This window comes from Nostoc sp. NOS(2021) (assembly GCF_017115025.1).
In the GTDB taxonomy this organism is placed as follows: Bacteria; Cyanobacteriota; Cyanobacteriia; order Cyanobacteriales; family Nostocaceae; genus Nostoc.
The window spans coordinates 25,794-44,630 of record NZ_JABXKM010000053.1; the positions used below are offsets into that span (position 1 = coordinate 25,794).

The window sequence follows — 18,837 nt, forward strand, 5'->3', positions numbered from 1 at the left end:
ATTGTCATCATAGATTAATTTTATTACTGGGAGAATAATTAAATTAAAATAAAACTTGTTCAGTATTTTTACCTTTAATTGCGGAAACCAGAAAGCTTAAACTGTAGCAGAAGTATTAGCCAAAACTATTGAAGCTAAGAGACAATGAGCGAAATTAGCCCCAGACGAATTGTAATTGGGGATGTGCATGGTCACTATGAAGGTTTGATGACATTGTTGGAGGCGATCGCCCCCACCTCAGAGGATCAAGTCTATTTTCTGGGAGACTTAATTGATCGCGGGCCTCATAGTGCACAAGTAGTTAATTTTGTCAAGCGAAATAACTACCCATGTTTGCTGGGAAATCATGAGCAGATGTTATTAAACATTCTGACCAATGAAAGAACCTCCTCCCCGACGATGCAAGCATGGCTGTATGGTGGAGGACAAGCTACCGTGGACAGTTACCACCAAGACACAATCCCTGATGACCATCTGGATTGGTTCAAGAGTTTGCCTACATATCTCGACTTAGGGGATATTTGGTTAACTCATGCTGGTGTTGACCCTTCCAAGTCGGTGGCAGAACAAACTGCCGATCAACTGTGTTGGATACGAGAGGAATTTCATAGTATTGAAAAACCCTACTTCCCAGATAAGCAAATTATCATCGGTCACACCATTACTTTTACTCTGCCGGGTGTTTCTCCTGGTAAACTGGCACAAGGACAGGGATGGCTAGACATAGATACTGGTGCTTATCATCCCAAGAGTGGCTGGTTAACTGGACTAGATGTCACGAATAACTTAGTTTATCAAGTTAACATCTTTAAAAACTATCTCCGTGTCCTGCCCTTAGAAGATGTAGTGATCAGAGTTGATCCAGCCAAAATCAAAGTCGATCGCCGCAATAAGAATTGAGCAATATTCGAGATGAAAGGGAGTGGGGAGAAATCAATTCAAAATTCAAAATGACGCTCTCTACGAGACGCTAAAAGCGAACGTGGACTCGCTCTAAGCGTTCGCGTAGCGTCTCGTAGAGAAGCTATGCCGAAGGCGTTGCCTCTCGAACGCGAGTGCATCTCCCCTTGGGAGAAGAGAAGGCTTTACGCTGCGCTAACAAAATTCAAAATTGAAGAAAAAGACTGAGGGAGATGTAGCTTTAGCTTCCCGCAGGGTGGGAGATAAGGGTAATAACCAATGCCCAATACCCTCAAGACTTCGCTAATGGTCGAATATTAGCTTTATAACTAGCTTTATCCAAGCCATAATCTCCATTACTAGGTTGAGAGTTAATTGCAAGTCTGAGGGCATCAATGCGATCGCTGGTTCCGGGGTGCGTACTCAAAAATGTCGGAGCAGAACCACCCTTTTTCAGCAGCTTTTGCATAAAGGAAACCATTGCAGACTGAGCATAACCAGTACGTGTCAAAGTTCTTAATCCTCTTTGATCAGCCTCAAATTCATTTTTACGACTGCGTGGCAAGTCTCGCGCTAACTGTACACCAATTTGCACCGCCGTACTCCGGTCTAAGCCAGCAGCTGTTAATAGGCCACTTTCGAGCGCTTTTTGCTGCATCTGTTTGACTACGTGTTTCCCGCCAATGTGACCAATTTCATGGGCGAGTACACTTGCTAGTTGCGCCTCATTGTCTGCGGTTTTCAGCAAACCCGTGTGGACATATACATAGCCGCCCAAGGTAGCAAAAGCATTAATAGTGTCATCCTGAACTACTTGGAAGGTATAGGGGAGATCGGGGCGATCGCTATTAGCTGCTAAACGCCGACCAACTTGTTGCACATAACGATTAACTTCGGGATTGCGGTTAAGCCGGACTTGACTGCCGACTAATTCCTGATTAATCTGCTTACCAAGATCAACTTCTTGGTTAGGGGATATATTAGAAAGCTGAAATGCCTGAAATCCTTGGAGTAGAAGAGGCAAGAAGTCTAAAGTTCTTCCAGGCAAGGGTGTACTCAGACACAGACTCAGGGCGACTACCACCGAAATTAAAGGATAAAACCAGCGACGCGGCCACACACGGTAATTTGCAACAAAACTTTTCCAATTCAACATAATCTGCACTGAAGATAATTTTCGGAGAACATAAAATGATGGGACAAATTATGAGACGGTTTTAGATCATTCTAAGTTGCATTCTTAACTCAAGACCAAAGGGGTTGTTATACAGCCAATGCTTACGCAAATCTACCGAATTGTGGGGGGCTAGGGATAGGCTTAAACACTAGATTTTACCTTCTGGGTGCGTCAGTCTTAACAGGCAAAAGTTTGAGAGTCATCTGCCGCCACTCCGAACTTACGAACTCGTGATAAACTGTCGCATAACTGCAACGCCCAGCCGGTTTGAGTTATTACTAAATAGGGAAAATTGCTATTCCCATCGAAAACCTTCTTGCTACAATCAATTACTTTGCTATTACCTCGGAAAACTTCTTATGGCTATTTTAGATTCAAAAGGTCGTTTGTTCGGCAAAATCAACCTCTTAGATTTAGGTGCTGCGCTGGTAATTCTGCTAGTTATATTTGGCATCTTTGTCTTCCCTGGCACTTCTGGTTCTGTTGCCCAAGTCGGTGCGAAAACAGTACCCATAGAAGTAGACTTAATAGTTCGTGGTTTGAATGTACGTGATCCTGAGCAATTGTTTGACAACGGCTTAAAAAAAGGCGGAAAAACTAATGTAATTATCCGCAATCAACCCTATGGAGAAATAGGGATTAAATCCATTCAACAGCTACCTAGAACAGTCAATGTTTTCCAACCTGATGGCACTGTTAAAGAATTGCCAGATCCAAAGACTAATAATTTTAGTACAGATATGGTTTTAACCTTAGAAGGTAAAGCCCAACGCACTGAAAGCGGACTAGTTCTAGGTAGCAGTAAAGTGAAAATTGGTATGCCATTTGAGTTGGAAGGCTTTAACTACAACTTCAATGCAACTGTTATTGATATCAGATTTGAGAAATAGCATTCACATTTTCTTTGATATATTTCCCCGTCTCTGACAGGATAAGCAATAAAGAGGCTGATAAATCGAGTTTTCTGTAATCTAGAAAAACTCGGTTTATCAGATTAATTAATTGATGTTATTTGCGTTTACCTACTTAGCAGCTTTCGCTTCAAACATTAAATACGTCCCTCCTAACCCTTCTACAATTGTGCGTGTATTGGCAATCATCATTTTCTGATAAGTGTCCCCCTCGCTTCCTGGTTCACCAAGCCCCTTAGCATATAACTTCCTGTCAGAAATTTTCACTTCAGATTCTCTAGCTACAGATTGAAGCAAATTAGGGTTAATTGTCGCCTCAGTAAAAATTGTTGACACTTTAGCCCGTTTAATATTTGTCACCAAATTTTTCATTCGTGCATCTGTTAGGTTTTCGTCAGTACTAATACCTTGCAATCCCCCTGCTAATGAAAGACCGTATGCTTTGGCGTAATAACTCAGCGCATCAGAGGTTGTAACTAACTTGCGTTCTTTGGGAGGAATACTGACAATTCTTGACTTAATCCAGTTATCTAGTTGAGTGAGTTCATTTGTGATTTTTTTGGTATTGCTGGTATAAACCTCGGCATCACTAGATTCTAATTTTCTCAGGTTACTATTAATTACCTCCACCATCCTGATAGCATTTTTGGTATTGTGCCAAAGATGAGGGTCAGTTACATTTTTACTACCTTTCTGAAATTTTTGTGGTTTAGACACCGCAAGTTGTCCGACGGCTATTTTCGGTGCAGTGTTTTTAGTCGCTTTAATTAACTTGATCAGATTTGGTTCTAAATTATAGCCACTATAAAGAATAAGATTAGCTTGCTCAATGGCTTTACGATCTTCTGGTTTTGGTTTATAAAATTGGGGGTCGGCTGTAGGGGAAATTAAGCAGGTGAGGTTAACTGTATTCCCGGCAACCTGTCTGGTTAAGTCACACAGTACGCTTGTAGTCGCTACGACTTGGGGAAGATTCTCATTTATCTGAGTGGTAGTCTGAGTGAATGCGGTTCTTGCAGCTTGATTTGCACACCCAACAAATCCAATCGTCAAGGCAACAAGAATAGCTCGGAAGGAATTATTTGATGGTAACTTTTTTGACATCCTCAACTCCTACTGGATGTATTGAAAAAATAATCATTATCAGTAACGGATTAGTGAAATACCAGGGGGAAGCCTTCGGCTGGGAAAAGTGTAAAAGTTAAGGGAAGAGGAATTAATAGACTCTCTCCTTTCCCACTCTCTCCAGCCCACATCCAGCAATTTTTGCTTGGTGAACCACTAGTGAGGTTTTTGCAGGCAAAATGTTAGTTAACTTCACGCGACAGACTCGAAAACTGGTAGAGGTAGAAGCACAATAATAAAGGCGATGCTGGGGAGCCTCCGGTAAGGAGTGTAGTGTAGTTCTCTCATCGTCTGTTGAAGGGGCTATGCCATTGTGCTTACATGCCACAAAGGTCGCAAATTGACTAGGGTTATCAGGTTAAGGAGTGGAACTTAGCCATGCTGGGGCTTATTGAGCATACGGGTTGATTTCGCAAACCTAGTCGTGAATCTAAGGCAATTGTAGCTGTGGTTTTGCGAGGTGTGGGCATATGGTTGTGACAAAATTGGCGAGTTGGCGATTTTTTAGCCATCAGCCTTTGTTACACTAATTTTCATCTAGTAAAGCCTTTCAATAGCGCTCAGAGCATCATCTAACTGCTCTATATTGCCATAATCCCGGCTGTACTTTGTGTCATAAATTTTATCCTTTAGTTTCTTCATCATTAAATAAGAGCCAAGTCAAGTATATAGAACAATTCCTCAAAGCTGATATTGGTGAAGATAAACAATGGTAATTTTAGTTATCCTCGTTAACATCCTGATTTCGCTGATACTACTCTATGTGGCTTGGCGGGTGTGGCAACTCAAGCAGCAGCTAGCATACATAGCAGATAGGTTAACCGTCTATGAAAGTTGTACCCATGCAGCACTGAATAAAGCACCCGAAAATATTTATCTCAGTCAGGAGAATATTTATAAGTTACGGCAGAAAAATCAAGTGCTACAAATGCAAATCCAACAAATCCGGCAAATTATCAGTCTACTTTTGTTAGGACGGCAAATCTGGCAGCGTTATTTTCGGAGGCTAGAGTTAACATCTGGGAAAAGAACTGTTCCAAAATGATTTATGTCAGGTTTATGAACATTTATAATCAGGGCTGATGCGAGGACACCGGGATGTGGTGACACAAAGAGAAGTCTAAACGCCGATTTGGGACTTAGAAGCCCGCGAGAAGGCTTACCGGAGGCATAAAAACTTTGACAGACACGGGGAGTTTTGAATTATAAGTAATTAATAGTTTTGATATTTAATGAATAAAAGCAACTTTTCTGGCTGATATTTTGTCACGATAGATTAACTGAATAAAATCGGTGGAGTCTTACAAGGAGAGAAAACCCACCTAAAATGGGTGTAAGGAGAGAAACAACAAGATGTCTAATAACCGTTCTGGAGTATTTATTGGCGGTTTTATGCTGGGAGCTACCATCGGTGCTTTGACCGGTTTGCTCGTGGCTCCGCGCACAGGGCGCGAAACGCGTAAAATTTTGAAAAAATCTGCCAATGCTATCCCAGAGTTGGCAGAAGATTTATCAACGAGTGTGCAAATCCAGGCAGATCGTCTCTCTGCCAGCGCACTGCGAAACTGGGATGATACTTTAGATAGATTACGGGAAGCGATCGCAGCAGGTGTAGATGCCAGTCAGCGGGAAAGCCAAGTCTTAAAGCGGCAAACATCTGTTGAAGACTCAGATTCTCTTCCCCAGCAATTAGAACGCTCATAAATGACATAACCGTGATTGACCCCCTGTTTTGGTTGGGACTTTCCTTACTCTTAGTCGCCACAAGTTTGACTGCGGTTTTAGTGGCGGCAATACCGGCTTTGCAGGAGTTAGCACGCGCGGCTCGCAGTGCAGAAAAGCTATTTGATACCCTCTCACGGGAGTTACCGCCGACTCTAGAAGCTATCCGCGTGACTGGTTTGGAAATCACTGACTTAACTGATGATGTCAGTGAAGGTGTAAAAAGTGCCAGTCAAGTCGTGAAACAAGTTGACCAAAGTCTTGATAGTGCCAGAATTCAGGCTCAAAATTTGCAAGTAGGTACACGCAGCATCTTTGTTGGCGCGAAAGCCGCTTGGAGAAACTTCACGCGCCAAAAACCCACGAGGCGAACAGGCGATCGCTTACCAAGCAATGAAAAACCACCTCTAACGTTGCGAGAACGAGAAGTGCTCAGGCAAGAAAATCGTCGGAGCAAAGCAGAGGTATACCGCCTTAATGACGGTTATAACGATGCCACTAGCTGGGAAAACAATTTTGATGAGGAAGATTGAATTAGGGCATGGGGCATTGGGCATTGGTTATTTCTCTTCATCTGTTTCACTCCCCAACTCACCCTGCGTGAAGCTAAAGCTACATTTTTCCTAGTCTTTTTGTTCAATTTTGAATTTTGAATTTTGAATTTTGAATTTTGAATTGATTTCTCCCCACTCCCCAAAAACGCTTTGCTTTGATCCCTTAGATTAGAGTAAAGTAAACAAGTGTAAAGAACTATCACTTTTCCAGTACTCTTTTAAAACAACTTGTTGATTTCTACCGTTGATATTTATATAAAAACGTCCATGCAATCTTGTTTTTGGCGACGAATTCTGCTATCTATTGCAGTATTTTTCCTGGTTGGGTCAATTTGGGTCATGCATTCTCCCCCAGCACTGGCTTATGACAATCCTGAGTTACTCCCTGACACCTTTACCCCAGTTGTAGACTTAGCAAAATCTCTTCCTGTGCTGCAAGAAGAAAAGCTTGTCAAAGAATTAGAGCAGTTTGAAGCCGATACGGGCTGGAAACTGCGAGTATTGACGCAGTATGACCGCACCCCAGGTCGGGCAGTCATAAAATATTGGGGTTTGGATGACAAAAGCATTCTACTAGTTGCTGATTCTCGTGGCGGTAACATCCTCAGTTTTAGCGTCGGCGATGCTGTTTATGAACTTTTACCCCGGACTTTCTGGATAGAACTGCAAACCCGCTTCGGTAATTTGTACTTTGTCCGCGAACAAGGCGAAGACCAAGCCATTCTGCAAGCCTTAGAATCGGTTAAAGGGTGTTTACTTAAGGGTGGTTGCAATGTTGTCCCCGGATTGCCACGAGAGCAATGGATTCTCACCTTGATTTCCTCAGTTATTGGTGGGGTGATTTGTGGATTTGCAGCTCAACCCCGCGATAAAGGACAAGTTTTCGCTTGGCAATGGGCTTTAATTTTCTCACCTTTGTGGGGAATCTTGTTTATTGCCTTTGGTATTGGGCCAGTGGTGACACGCACAAGCGACTGGTTACCTCTAGTTCGCAATATCTCTGGGTTTCTCATTGGCGTCTTGGTTGCCTACTTATCTCCTGTTTTCAGTCGGCCTTCTTCTAGTAATGAGTTATGAGTACCGAAGATTTGAGCGGCCCAAACAGCCGCTCAAACTTCTCGCTGAGTTATGAGTTAATTAAAAACTTATAACTCCTAACTCCTAACTCTCTGAAGCTGATAAGCTGAAAGCTAATATTTGAGAAGCTCAACAAAAATGGAATGGCACGTAACTGATGCTCAAAGTTTAGCAATCATTGATAGTGAAATTGACAATCATATCTTTTCACCCGCAGAGTATGAGATTGTGCGTCGGGTAATATACTCTACAGCTGACTTTGAGTATAAGTCTTTGATTCGTTTCTCTGAGCGTGCCTTGCAAGCTGGAGCAGCAGCACTAGCCGCGCGTACCACGATTGTGGTAGATGTGCCGATGGTACAAGTAGGTATTGCCTACGAGATTCAAAACACCTTTGCCAATCCGGTGTATTGCAGCATGGAAGCTCTGACACGCCCTCAAAAAGAAAAAACTCGGGCAGCATGGGGAATAGAAACCTTAGCAAAGCGTTATCCAGAGGGCATTTTTGTGGTGGGTCAAGCGCAAACAGCACTAACAGCACTGGTGGATTTAATTGAAGCTGAGGAAATTAGACCTGCTTTAATAATTGCGACTCCAGTGGGATTTGTTGTTGATGAAGCGAAGGGGCGCTTACAAGACTCTCTAGTGCCTCACATTACAATTGACAGTCGCAAAGGTAATGCAGTTGTAGCAGCTGCGATCGTCGATGGATTGGTAGATTTGGCTTGGCAAGCCTATGGACAAGATGGAAATTGGGGAAGTTGAAAATAGTGAAAACTAAACCTAAATCTCGCTTACAAGCTCGAACACGGGTTGTTGCTACATGATATTAGATACCTACAGATAACCTTTCTGTACTTCTAAGTAAGTCGGCAAGAAAATTTCAATGTATGTAAACAAATATAAATTAACGTCGGGTGTGTTAGACGAGAGTAGGGCATCATCCATAATTCAAGGTGCCGTACTTTCCGCTCTAACGCACCCTACTTTTTGCTCTGTGATTCGTTGGTCATCCTTGAGTATAAATACTCAAGGATGACCGCAAGGATTAACAATTCAAAATTCAAAATTCTTGCATTAAAGACATTTTCAGACGGGGATTTAAACCCCGACTGAAACTGATCGGAGGCGGAGTGGCTCCGACTCCGCGCTACCTGTAGAGCTAGGGGTCTTAAACCCTTTGATTTACGATAAAGAAGGGATTATTTCCAACTGAACCCTGACAACTTGACAACCATGAGGTTCAAGGGTTGCAAAACTCTTGAAAAAGCAAAAAGGAAAATGCACTCACTGCGAATTGTTCTTTAAAAAATGGAGATTTACTGGAGATAGATCACAAAAAACCGCGTTCAAAAGGCGGGAAGAATACACAAGATAATCTCCAATTACTTCATCAACACTGTTAAATCTACCTGTTGCTAGTACAACTTGAATTATTTGTTCTTGCTCTGGGCTGAACGTAATGCTCATAAGATTCTATCCTTGGCTTTTTCTATGATAGAGCGTTTATGAGTAAGATCCTTAATGTCTTAAGTTGGGTTGACGCTTGAAGTAATCTTCCTGAAAACGGGAAAACTATGGTTACTCCACTAATGGGGAAATTTCCATGAAAGTCCTGAATAGGAAAATGCTCAAAAAATCTCTGCTTAACTGTTTGATTTTGCCTTTTTCTCTAGCGCCCTGGCTGTGCGTGGGAACGCTTTTTGATGCCAAAGTTAATGCTTTACCAGGGCAAAGTACAGAGGAAGTAGGCACCTGGATTAAAGCACATCCCACACTCCGCCCCAGGAGTGGTGAGCAATTGTTTGTGCAAAAGACTGATACTGCTGCTCAAAGATTCACTTTTCAAGCGTCGGTATTGCCTCCCGGTAGAGTAGAATTTTCTAAAGACCGTGGCAGAATTCGCACTGAGCGCATTGCTATGTATGATGCCATTAACGGCATGACATTTGCGCGTCTCCAGGAATCCTTGCGGGTGATTTATGGCTTGGAGATTTATCAAGACTACGATCGCGCCCAAGTCGTGTACCAGTATCCCAACCAGAGCGTAATTAACTCGGCGCGTTTTGCCAAAACTCCGATTCGGGAAGCTTTAAAGGGAGAATTACGAGTAGGCGATCGCTATGTATATTGGGTGGAAATTGCTCAACCCAAGACTGGCAAAGCTTTTACCGGTCAAATGACGGTTTTGCTCAAAACTGACCTAGACAAGTTAGAAAGTGAACTGAAAATTCGTTAATGGGCATGGGGCATGGGGCATTGGGCATTGGAGAGAGGAGGCAGGAGGCAGAAGTTCTTTAATGCAAGAATTTTGTTAGCGTAGCGTAAAGCCTTCTCTTCTCCCAAGGGGAGACGCACTCGCGTTCGAGAGGCAATGCCTTCGGCATAGCTTCTCTACGAGACGCTACGCGAACGCTTAGAGCGAGTCTGCGTTCGCTTTTAGCGTCTCGTAGAGAGCGTCATTTTGAATTTTGAATTGATTTCTCCCTCATCTTTTCTCGTTTAAAGATTACTGAATTGGTGTTCTACAACTTCCCCAACCTTACAGAAGCTAGGGTTTGCCATATACCCGAAAAGATACTTTCAGATGCTAAGGAAATTCGTAGCAAATCTTCTTTCAGTAGTGGCGGCCAATCAACCCCGGCTTTACGCCCTGCGGCAAATAGCTGTTGCGCCTTAATGCTTAACTGATAAAGGGCCAAAGCCAGTTCTCGGTCTAGGCTCTTTGCATCTTTGAGGGCTTCAAACACCACTTTCAATGCCAACAAAATCGAGGTGATCTGACCGGGTATCGGCGGTTTCCCCTGTTTCATACGCGTTAACAGCGCATCTGGGTTTTCCTCGGTTGTGATTGTCTGATCTATGAGGAGTTTCCGAGCTGTTTCGTAATTCATGTAGTCAGTTTAGCCTAAATTTTGCTTCAGCATGAATACCTAATTAAAAAGTCATAAAACTGGCTCTGAGTTATTTAGAGCAATCTGATTTGATTTGTGAAAAGATAGGTGTGGGAAAAATGAGGGGGAATTTGCGATGCGGTTAACCAGATAGACTGAATATAATGGTTTGGAAAAATACACCTTCCTGGGAATCAAAAGTAAAATGATATCACCGAATTTACTAGAAATTGAGCGCTCCGTCCTTGCCTTATCTGTGGAAGAACAACTTTGGCTGCTAGAAAGTATTGCTCGACAAATCCGAGAAAGTGAGTATACAAAAGATAAATTGGCTGATGCCAAAAATCCCGAAGAACAACTGGAAGTGATGGTTAGTGAGCCAAAAATTCCAACAGAAATTGCTGCTCTGAAAAATGATGAATTTGCGATTTCTGAAATCCTCTGAAATGTAAAAATTATGAGATTGCCAGACTTAAAAAGTCAAATATACAAGTTATCGGTGAGCGATCGCTTAGAATTGCTGACTGCGATCGCCCGTTCACAGCAACATGCTCATAAAAAGCAGTCTCTAAATTGATCATCTGTGGTGTTTGGCAGTAATAGCGATCGTATTCATCAGATTCTTACCAGCATAATTAATTTGGTAATTTTGATGGAAAGTGAACATGACTTTATAAATTGGCTCTATTTGACGATATAGGAATCCGGTTTGATTCCTGAATTTACTTGCGAGGGAATAGGGAACAGGGAACAGGGAACAGGGAACAGGGAATAGATCCGTACTGAGTCTTGTTCAAAAATCAAATAGGAGTCCTAATATATAGTTGCCAATCAATAAGTACCATAGATAACTTCTGCATCTATTCTTGTAGATTTACTTTTGTTTCATTTGTCTTTACGATTCAACCCCCTTATGGTATATCAGTGGGGTAAATACGCTGCGATGATGTTGCTAATTAATTGGGCAATAGGGACGATCTCGCAAAAACAACTGAATCAAGGGTGCTCATTACATTGTTTGAAGTTATGTAGCCTTTTGATTACGGCCTATCAACCACTGCGGTAAACTATGCGTTGATTATGATTCTTTCGCAGAGAAGAACACTCGAAAGGAGCGGTTTTTTCAATGTCTCATACCGTAAAAATCTACGATACCTGCATTGGCTGCACCCAATGCGTCCGCGCTTGCCCTACTGATGTACTGGAGATGGTTCCTTGGGATGGCTGCAAAGCTGCTCAAATTGCCTCTTCGCCCCGTACAGAAGACTGCGTGGGCTGTAAGCGCTGCGAAACCGCTTGTCCCACCGACTTTTTGAGCATCCGGGTTTACCTGGGCGCTGAAACAACTCGCAGTATGGGTCTGGCTTACTAAAAAGCTCAGTGCTAAGTCACCGAACTTCTGATCGCGATGTGGGTCTACTGCCCAACCGTTCTTTCTAGAACGGTTGCCTTGTCTCCTTTGGACGCAAGGGAGAGGCGCAAGCCTTTGCGCCTCTGGGCAGTGATATAGACCATCAAAGAAAGCCTCCGTTCAGAGTTCTCGCTGAGTCCTGGGTTTTGAGGCAAAAGAAGTAAATCAAAAAAACACTTTCTTGATTCTTCACTCAGAACTCAGAACTCAGTGTTTAAGAATTTTAACAAAATATAAATATTGGCGTCAGTCGCCAAAATTCTCCAATTCAATTGGAGTGTGACTGATGAGCCAACGCGCAGAACAGGGAGTTTCCCCATGAGCAATTGGCGTTAGCTGCCGCTCCAACTTTCCGGGCTCATTACCCACTATATTGATTCTGAATTCTGGCTTCTGAATTCTTCTTTAAAGTTTCTCAATAGAAAGCACCTTTAGCAATACCTAGTGGTAGAGGGAGTAATTTACTCCCTTTTTTCTTTGCAAAACGTCGAGTTTGTGCTAGGAACTATACTGGATTTAATCATCCTGAAAAAAAGCGGTGTGAACAATGTGCGGAATCGTTGGATATATAGGCACTCAAGCGGCGACAGACATTTTATTGGCTGGGCTGGAAAAACTAGAGTACAGGGGCTACGATTCTGCTGGAATCGCCACTATTTGGGAAGGTGAGGTTAATTGTGTGCGGGCAAAGGGCAAACTGCATAACCTGCGTTCTAAACTGGAACTAATAGAAACCCCTAGCCAAATTGGTATTGGTCACACTCGCTGGGCAACTCATGGTAAACCAGAAGAGTACAACGCCCATCCCCACATGGATACGGCAAAGCGAGTGGCGGTGGTGCAAAATGGCATTATCGAAAATTACCGCGAGTTGCGCGAGGAACTCAAAGGAAAAGGACACGAATTTCGTTCTGAAACCGATACCGAAGTTATTCCCCATCTCATAGCCGAATTTTTAAAGAATCTTCCCCCCTCATCTTCCTCATCTGGCTTCCTAGAGGCAATTCGCCAAGCTGTTAACCACTTGCGCGGGGCATTTGCGATCGCAGTTATTTCTGCTGACTACCCCGATGAATTGATTGTTGTCCGCCAACAAGCACCTTTGGTAATTGGTTTTGGACAAGGGGAGTTCTTTTGTGCATCTGACACGCTAGCGATCGCTGCCTACACCCGTGCAGTGCTACCTCTGGAAAATGGCGAAATTGCCCGCCTCACACCTTTGGGCGTTGAGATTTACAATTTTGCTGGCGACAGGTTGAAAAAACAACCCCGGCTGCTCAACTTCAATCCGGCAATGGTAGAAAAGCAGGGATTCAAACACTTCATGCTCAAAGAAATCCATGAGCAACCAGGGGTAGTAAGAGCTAGTTTAGACGCTTACTTTAATCCCGCCGAATCTACCGAATCGCCAATCAATCTTGGTTTACCTGCGGATTTCTACAACGATTTAGAACAAATTCAGATTGTCGCCTGTGGTACCAGTTGGCACGCAGCATTAATCGGAAAATATTTAATCGAACAACTAGCAGGAATTTCAACTCAGGTACATTACGCTTCTGAGTATCGCTATGCACCATCACCCGTGACGGCTAACACGTTGATCATTGGTGTTACCCAATCAGGTGAAACCGCCGATACCCTAGCAGCTTTGGCGATGGAAAAAGAACGTCGCCAGGGGAAAGAACCCAAATATCAAGCGCGACTACTGGGAATTACCAATCGCCCCGAAAGCAGCCTCGGTCATCTGGTACCGCATATCATTAGTACTCTAGCGGGAATTGAAATTGGGGTAGCGGCGACGAAAACTTTTACTGCTCAACTGATGGCCTTTTATGCTTTGGCATTGGATTTGGCAGCTCGTCGTCAGACAGTTTCAAAAGATATTTTAGAGAAAATTATTAACGGGTTGCGACAAATTCCCAAAGAAATTGAGGCAACTTTGGAAAGTCAGGAACGTTTAACTGAACAGCTAGCCCACGAATTCGCCGAAACCCAAGATTTCATTTTTGTGGGTAGGGGAATTAACTTTCCTATTGCTTTAGAAGGGGCGTTGAAATTAAAAGAAATCAGCTACATTCACGCCGAAGGGTATCCGGCTGGAGAAATGAAACACGGCCCGATCGCTCTATTAGATGCAAAAGTACCAGTAGTTGCGATCGCAATACCTGGTAGTGTTTACGAAAAAGTTATTTCCAATGCCCAAGAAGCCAAAGCCAGAGATTCTCGGTTAATTGGCGTGACTCCCGTCAACGATGGCGAAGCTGCGGAAATCTTTAACGATCTTCTTCCTGTCTCTCATGTGGACGAGTTACTTTCTCCCCTTCTCACAGTAGTTCCCTTACAATTGTTGGCTTATCATATTGCCGCCCGTCGCGGTTTGGATGTCGATCAGCCAAGGAATTTGGCAAAATCAGTAACGGTTGAGTAAAATTATACAAACAGTTCAGTAATATTGTGGGTAAATCTAAATTGTCTCACTATTAGCCTATTGCATAATTATGAGGAAAAATCATCATGGTTCAATCAGCCTCAAAACTTATCACCGTTAATGAATTTATTACTCAGTACGGCGATAGCGATCGCTATGAACTTATTGATGGGGAATTAATCGACATGGAACCAACAGGGCCCCATGAGCAGGTATCATCTTTAGTTGGGCGAAAACTAAATGTAGAAATTGACCGCCAGGACTTGCCATATTTTATCCCCCATCGCTGCTTGATTAGACTGTTGGGAACAAACACAGCCTTTCGTCCCAATGTGATTGTGTTAGACCAAACGCAACTGGTCAATGAACCATTGTGGCAACAAGAACCCGTAATTACATCAGGAAGCTCTATTAAACTAATTGCTGAAGTTGTCAGTACAAACTGGCAGAACGACTACGCCCGCAAAGTTGAAGATTACGCCCTATTAGCTGTACCTAAGTATTGGATTGTCGATTATTTGGGCATTGGTGGCAGAGAATATATTGGCAAACCCAAGCAGCCAACGGTTACAATTTGTACATTAGTAGAGGATGAGTATCAAAAGCGATTGTTTCAAAACAACGATCAACTCGTTTCCTCAATCTTTCCTAATTTGCAACTAACAGCAAAACAACTCTTTGCGGCTGGGGGTGCTGTGGCCATGTAGTTTCTCTAAACTATGCCTAACTTTCTCTCTGAAGATGATATTGAAAAAGGGGTACTTGCCAAATTAAAGCAGCACGGCTTTAAATTACTCAACTGCTTCACCTCCAACCCCGACGATCTCAACGACAGATCCAACCGCACAGATAAAAGCGAGGTTATTTTTAGCGATCGCCTGAAAGCAGCAGCAATTCGCCTCAACCCCAACTTACCAGCAGAAGCGACTTAATTCTTAGACTAAGTAAGGGTGATTCTATTGTTTTAAATAAATTTACCAACTTCAAAAAAAACCTGCTGTGGATCGCAGCAGGTCTAAATGGTATGGTATGTAGTTAGAGAGTAGTAGAAAATAAACGTAGTTTTTCACTACTACAAAATATGAAAGTTAACAGCAACTATAGGAGTCATATTTGAGGAGTAAGACACTCATGAATAACCGTCTATAGTCTACGTTTGCTGCCAGCTTAACCATTATTAAGCAGATATCAAGGAAACGTCTGGCGGCTTTGCAAAAGATGAGTGTAGAAACAGCTATCTACTTTCATCAATAATTAGTTGTTTGGGGTGGTTGGTGTAGCTGCGGGTGGTGTAGCTGCGGGTGTTGTAGTTGCACCTGTTGGAGTAACGTGTTTTTTAACTGCGGATTGTTTAACTACGGATTTACTTCTAACAGCTTTGTTAGAGTTGTGATGTTTGTGTTTATGATGCTTCCGTTTTGCAGTCTTGGATTTGGCAACTTTAGCAGTTGCGTAAGTTGCTGTCGGGGTAGAAGTAGTTTTGGCTTGAACAGTAGATGCAGAAACGGCTACAGGGGCAGCAAACATTAGAGCCAATAGTAAGGCTTTAGCGAATTTATTCACTTGAAACTCCTCATCAAATAACCAATTGCCTAACTATCTACTAGCCGTATGTCATTAGTTTGTAATTTGTGTGAATCTTAGGTGTGATTTTTTAATTATCTCTATTCCAAGATAGATGACTTTAAGCAAATACTTTGCTAAGTGATACTCTTTGCCATCAGATGATCTGCCATTTCCAAGTTAAATGTAATATTTTACACATTACATAGGTTTTCTAGGTGTCGATTAACTTGAGAGCGATGTCTACGACGGGCGTAGCTGCGGCGCCTAAATAGCTTGATAGGTTATAATTGCTGTGTTGATTTTGATTAAGAAATGCTCAGAGCTATCAATTCTTCTGCTATTTCAAAGTTAGCTGTGACATTTTGCACATCATCCAAGCCTTCTAGAGTATCAATTAACTTGAAAAGCGATCGCGCCTGATCCGGATCAGTAACTTCTACACTATTACTAGGAATCCAGCGCAATTCGGCATCAATTACCTTAATACCTTGATCTTTGAGTGTTTGACTAAGGGTTTCTAAATTTGCAATGTCAGTAAATACCTCAGCCATCTCATCTTCAATCATCTCATAAGACTGGGCACCGCCTTCGAGGGATGCTTCTAAAAGCTGTTCTTCATCAACCATACCCTGCACCACACAAACGCCTTTTTGGTCAAACATCCAGCTAACGCAACCGACTTCACCAAGATTGCCACCATTTTTACTAAAAGCTACACGCAAGTCAGCAGCAGTGCGATTGCGATTATCTGTGAGGGCTTCGATTAAAATCGCTACACCACCGGGGCCGTAACCTTCGTAGCGAATCGCTTCAAAGATAGCATTATCACCGCCATTCGTGCCTGCACCTTTAGCGATCGCTCGTTCAATATTATCATTGGGGATACTCGCAGCCTTGGCCTTGTCAATTGCCGTGCGAAGTTGAAAATTCAGCGCCGGATCTGGTACGCCGCTTCTAGCTGCAACAATAATCGCCCTAGATAACTGAGTGAAGGTTTTTCCCTTCCTTGCATCTACTACGGCCTTCTGGCGCTTAATATTTGCCCATTTACTGTGTCCTGCCATAATCTTAAATTATCAAAACTCTATTCAAGATTAGGATATACCTAGCTTTTGCCCAGATGCAAAGGTGCGGTTGTTAAAGAGTTAAACTCCATCCCTTTAGAGGTGGAGTTCTTCTGACTCCTTTCATTCAAAAACCATCATTCCAGGATGATTGATAGGTAGTATCCAACTCGTAGGTTTAGTGTATGTACCTGCTGGGTATGGCGCTATCCATGCGTTAGGTCTACACCCAGGAAGGCACAGGCATACATGAGTATCAGACAGCCACCATACTTGGTATTGATCCGCCCAGTAAAATATCAGTTTACCGGACATCAGATCATCTACGGTTGCCCGCCTAGTCATTTTTATCGCCCTCCCCTTTGTCCTATTCCTGCCACTGTTCTACGGTTTCTTCTATTTCTTCTTGTGTGGACTCTCTTGTTGTACCGTCGTCCTCTTCTGTTACAAAATCACCAGGGTTTTCTGGATCGCCATAAGTCCTTGGCATACTCTGTTAGACCTCCTTTTGTAATTGAATGTATTGCTTAATCGCTGACGGGGAGAACGTCAATTAAGATCATTGTGCAACGCTACATCAGAGTTGCTTTCTTTGTAGTAGCTGAATTACGAGAACTGATCAATCATTTTAATCAACATCATGCACGATTTTTTTTCGTCTTCCCGCTATGCCAAGCGAAAAAGAAAGAAAGTGTCACACTATCTTAGGAACTCGCTGCTTGTATTGTTGGTGGGGATGCTAGCTTTAGTTGGATGTCAAAGTATCTTCCCTGGTCTTAAAGAAGATAAAGTAATTCATTTAAGCCTGTGGCAAGGTGTAAATCCGCCGCCAAATCGGGATGTACTGCAAAAGCTGGTAGACAAATTCAATCAATCCCACCCAGATATTCAAGTAGAGTCGCTTTATGTTGGGCAACAGGATCAGCAAACGCCTAAGATTTTAGCGGCGGTGGTAGGAAATGCACCCCCAGATTTGTTGTGGTATAATCCAACGATCGCAGGTCAATTGGTGGAACTCGGTGCTATTCTACCTTTGGATGAAATGCTCGAAAAATCTCCAGTAAAAGCCGAAATTGACCCCGCTTTATATGCATCAATGAAATACAACGGTAAGATTTGGTCTGTGCCCTTTGCTACAAATAATGTTGGTATTTTTTACCGTCCGAGTTTGTTTAAGGCAGCAGGGATTACTGAATTACCCCGCACTTGGCAGGAGTTTGGGCAAGTTGCGAAGAAATTAACTCGTGATACCAATGGTGATGGACGAACAGATCAATATGGGATGTTTCTGCCTTTGGGGAAGGGAGAATTTACAGTATTTACTTGGCTACCGTTTATGTGGAGTGGTGGCGGCGAGTTGGTGAGTGGTGATTCACAGAATGCGGCAGCAGTAAATTTGCAAGATAATCAAGGTGCGATCGCGGCTTTGCAATTCTGGCGCAATTTAATTACAGATGGTGCCGCTATTTTATCTGGGCCAGAACGGGGTTATGAGACAGATGACTTGCTAGCTGGTAAAGTTGCAATGCAATTAAATGGCCCTTGGACTCTGGGGCAATTTCAAGAGACTGGTGTCGATTTTGATGTTTTTCCAATTCCAGTTGGGCAAAAACCTGCTACTGTTATTGGTGGTGAGAATCTCTTCTTTTTCAAAACCACGCTAGAACGTGAAAGAGCAGCCTTTAAGTTTGTCGAATATACTTTGAGTGAAGAATTTCAGACAGAATTAGCATTGGGAACTGGCTATTTACCGGTGAATTTAAAGTCTCGTGAAAGTCCAAAATATCAGGATTTTGTGAAAAAAATACCACAGGTGAAGGTATTCTTAGATCAAGCTAAATATGGGCGATCGCGTCCGATATTTCCTGGTTACAATCGGATTTCCGACAGTGTAGGTCGGGCGATTGAATCTGTATTATTGGGTAAAAGTTCGCCAACAGAATCACTCAAAGCAACCCAGCAACGCTTAGATTTGATTTTCAAGTGATTAAGGCGCTTAGGTGGCAAG

At 42.8% G+C, this 18,837-nt stretch carries 22 protein-coding genes; 15 read left to right on the top strand and 7 right to left on the bottom strand.

Annotation, left to right across the window (positions count from 1 at the left end):
• Positions 1-144 precede the first annotated feature (144 nt).
• A complete protein-coding gene (locus HWQ41_RS06190; RefSeq protein ID WP_292760718.1) occupies positions 145-900 on the top strand; it encodes a metallophosphoesterase family protein in 756 nt (251 codons plus the stop codon).
• A gap of 292 nt (positions 901-1,192) precedes the next feature.
• Here the strand turns inward: HWQ41_RS06190 and HWQ41_RS06195 are convergent, their stop codons facing one another.
• The gene (locus HWQ41_RS06195) at positions 1,193-2,056 is read right to left on the bottom strand and encodes a M48 family metallopeptidase (protein WP_292760719.1); all 864 of its coding nucleotides are present in this window, start codon (positions 2,054-2,056) and stop codon (positions 1,193-1,195) included.
• Between the two features lie 380 nt (positions 2,057-2,436).
• Here HWQ41_RS06195 and HWQ41_RS06200 point away from each other — a divergent pair, with 380 nt between their 5' ends.
• Positions 2,437-2,967 (top strand): DUF4330 domain-containing protein, encoded by a 531-nt coding sequence (locus HWQ41_RS06200; protein WP_292760720.1) that lies wholly within the window; start codon positions 2,437-2,439, stop codon positions 2,965-2,967.
• Between the two features lie 132 nt (positions 2,968-3,099).
• On the opposite strand, the gene HWQ41_RS06205 is transcribed toward HWQ41_RS06200, so the two are convergent.
• Positions 3,100-4,092: a zinc ABC transporter substrate-binding protein gene (locus HWQ41_RS06205; protein WP_292760722.1), complete on the bottom strand. Its 993-nt coding sequence runs from the start codon at positions 4,090-4,092 to the stop codon at positions 3,100-3,102.
• A gap of 730 nt (positions 4,093-4,822) precedes the next feature.
• On the opposite strand from HWQ41_RS06205, the gene HWQ41_RS06210 reads away from it, so the two are divergent.
• From HWQ41_RS06210 to HWQ41_RS06240, 7 genes are all read left to right on the top strand, one after another.
• Positions 4,823-5,158 (top strand): hypothetical protein, encoded by a 336-nt coding sequence (locus tag HWQ41_RS06210; protein ID WP_292760724.1) that lies wholly within the window; start codon positions 4,823-4,825, stop codon positions 5,156-5,158.
• A 308-nt stretch (positions 5,159-5,466) separates the two neighbouring features.
• On the top strand, positions 5,467-5,817 hold the full coding sequence (locus HWQ41_RS06215) for a YtxH domain-containing protein (protein ID WP_292760725.1): 351 nt from the start codon (positions 5,467-5,469) through the stop codon (positions 5,815-5,817).
• A gap of 11 nt (positions 5,818-5,828) precedes the next feature.
• Positions 5,829-6,368: a DUF948 domain-containing protein gene (locus HWQ41_RS06220; protein ID WP_292760726.1), complete on the top strand. Its 540-nt coding sequence runs from the start codon at positions 5,829-5,831 to the stop codon at positions 6,366-6,368.
• A gap of 288 nt (positions 6,369-6,656) precedes the next feature.
• On the top strand, positions 6,657-7,466 hold the full coding sequence (locus tag HWQ41_RS06225) for a TPM domain-containing protein (protein ID WP_292760727.1): 810 nt from the start codon (positions 6,657-6,659) through the stop codon (positions 7,464-7,466).
• A 138-nt stretch (positions 7,467-7,604) separates the two neighbouring features.
• Complete coding sequence (locus HWQ41_RS06230) at positions 7,605-8,231, top strand: precorrin-8X methylmutase (protein ID WP_292760729.1); 627 nt, start codon at positions 7,605-7,607, stop codon at positions 8,229-8,231.
• 563 nt (positions 8,232-8,794) lie between these two features.
• Positions 8,795-8,872, top strand: coding sequence for an HNH endonuclease signature motif containing protein (locus HWQ41_RS06235; protein WP_292760768.1), 78 nt, complete (start codon positions 8,795-8,797; stop codon positions 8,870-8,872).
• A gap of 221 nt (positions 8,873-9,093) precedes the next feature.
• A complete protein-coding gene (locus HWQ41_RS06240; RefSeq protein ID WP_292760770.1) occupies positions 9,094-9,705 on the top strand; it encodes a hypothetical protein in 612 nt (203 codons plus the stop codon).
• Between the two features lie 286 nt (positions 9,706-9,991).
• Here the strand turns inward: HWQ41_RS06240 and HWQ41_RS06245 are convergent, their stop codons facing one another.
• Positions 9,992-10,360 (bottom strand): Dethiobiotin synthetase, encoded by a 369-nt coding sequence (locus HWQ41_RS06245; protein ID WP_292760731.1) that lies wholly within the window; start codon positions 10,358-10,360, stop codon positions 9,992-9,994.
• Between the two features lie 205 nt (positions 10,361-10,565).
• Between HWQ41_RS06245 and HWQ41_RS06250 the strand changes: the two genes are divergently transcribed.
• The 5 genes from HWQ41_RS06250 (at position 10,566) to HWQ41_RS06270 (ending at position 15,131) form a co-directional block, all read left to right on the top strand.
• Positions 10,566-10,805: a hypothetical protein gene (locus tag HWQ41_RS06250; RefSeq protein WP_292760733.1), complete on the top strand. Its 240-nt coding sequence runs from the start codon at positions 10,566-10,568 to the stop codon at positions 10,803-10,805.
• A 681-nt stretch (positions 10,806-11,486) separates the two neighbouring features.
• Positions 11,487-11,732: a photosystem I iron-sulfur center protein PsaC gene (gene psaC / locus HWQ41_RS06255; RefSeq protein ID WP_012411495.1), complete on the top strand. Its 246-nt coding sequence runs from the start codon at positions 11,487-11,489 to the stop codon at positions 11,730-11,732.
• Positions 11,733-12,318: 586 nt separating this feature from the next.
• The gene (glmS, locus tag HWQ41_RS06260) at positions 12,319-14,199 is read left to right on the top strand and encodes a glutamine--fructose-6-phosphate transaminase (isomerizing) (RefSeq protein WP_292760735.1); all 1,881 of its coding nucleotides are present in this window, start codon (positions 12,319-12,321) and stop codon (positions 14,197-14,199) included.
• 86 nt (positions 14,200-14,285) lie between these two features.
• Positions 14,286-14,906 (top strand): Uma2 family endonuclease, encoded by a 621-nt coding sequence (locus HWQ41_RS06265; RefSeq protein WP_292760737.1) that lies wholly within the window; start codon positions 14,286-14,288, stop codon positions 14,904-14,906.
• 12 nt (positions 14,907-14,918) lie between these two features.
• The gene (locus HWQ41_RS06270; protein ID WP_292760739.1) at positions 14,919-15,131 is read left to right on the top strand and encodes a hypothetical protein; all 213 of its coding nucleotides are present in this window, start codon (positions 14,919-14,921) and stop codon (positions 15,129-15,131) included.
• A 322-nt stretch (positions 15,132-15,453) separates the two neighbouring features.
• On the opposite strand, the gene HWQ41_RS06275 is transcribed toward HWQ41_RS06270, so the two are convergent.
• The 4 genes from HWQ41_RS06275 to HWQ41_RS06290 all read right to left on the bottom strand — a co-directional run bounded on the left by HWQ41_RS06275 (position 15,454) and on the right by HWQ41_RS06290 (position 17,319).
• Positions 15,454-15,762, bottom strand: a complete 309-nt coding sequence (locus HWQ41_RS06275; RefSeq protein ID WP_292760741.1) for a hypothetical protein — start codon at positions 15,760-15,762, stop codon at positions 15,454-15,456.
• A gap of 308 nt (positions 15,763-16,070) precedes the next feature.
• Positions 16,071-16,829, bottom strand: coding sequence for a YebC/PmpR family DNA-binding transcriptional regulator (locus HWQ41_RS06280; protein WP_292760743.1), 759 nt, complete (start codon positions 16,827-16,829; stop codon positions 16,071-16,073).
• Positions 16,830-16,952: 123 nt separating this feature from the next.
• The gene (locus tag HWQ41_RS06285) at positions 16,953-17,174 is read right to left on the bottom strand and encodes a hypothetical protein (protein WP_292760745.1); all 222 of its coding nucleotides are present in this window, start codon (positions 17,172-17,174) and stop codon (positions 16,953-16,955) included.
• A gap of 22 nt (positions 17,175-17,196) precedes the next feature.
• Complete coding sequence (locus HWQ41_RS06290) at positions 17,197-17,319, bottom strand: hypothetical protein (RefSeq protein ID WP_292760746.1); 123 nt, start codon at positions 17,317-17,319, stop codon at positions 17,197-17,199.
• A gap of 150 nt (positions 17,320-17,469) precedes the next feature.
• Between HWQ41_RS06290 and HWQ41_RS06295 the strand changes: the two genes are divergently transcribed.
• On the top strand, positions 17,470-18,816 hold the full coding sequence (locus HWQ41_RS06295; protein WP_292760748.1) for an ABC transporter substrate-binding protein: 1,347 nt from the start codon (positions 17,470-17,472) through the stop codon (positions 18,814-18,816).
• Positions 18,817-18,837: the final 21 nt, after the last annotated feature.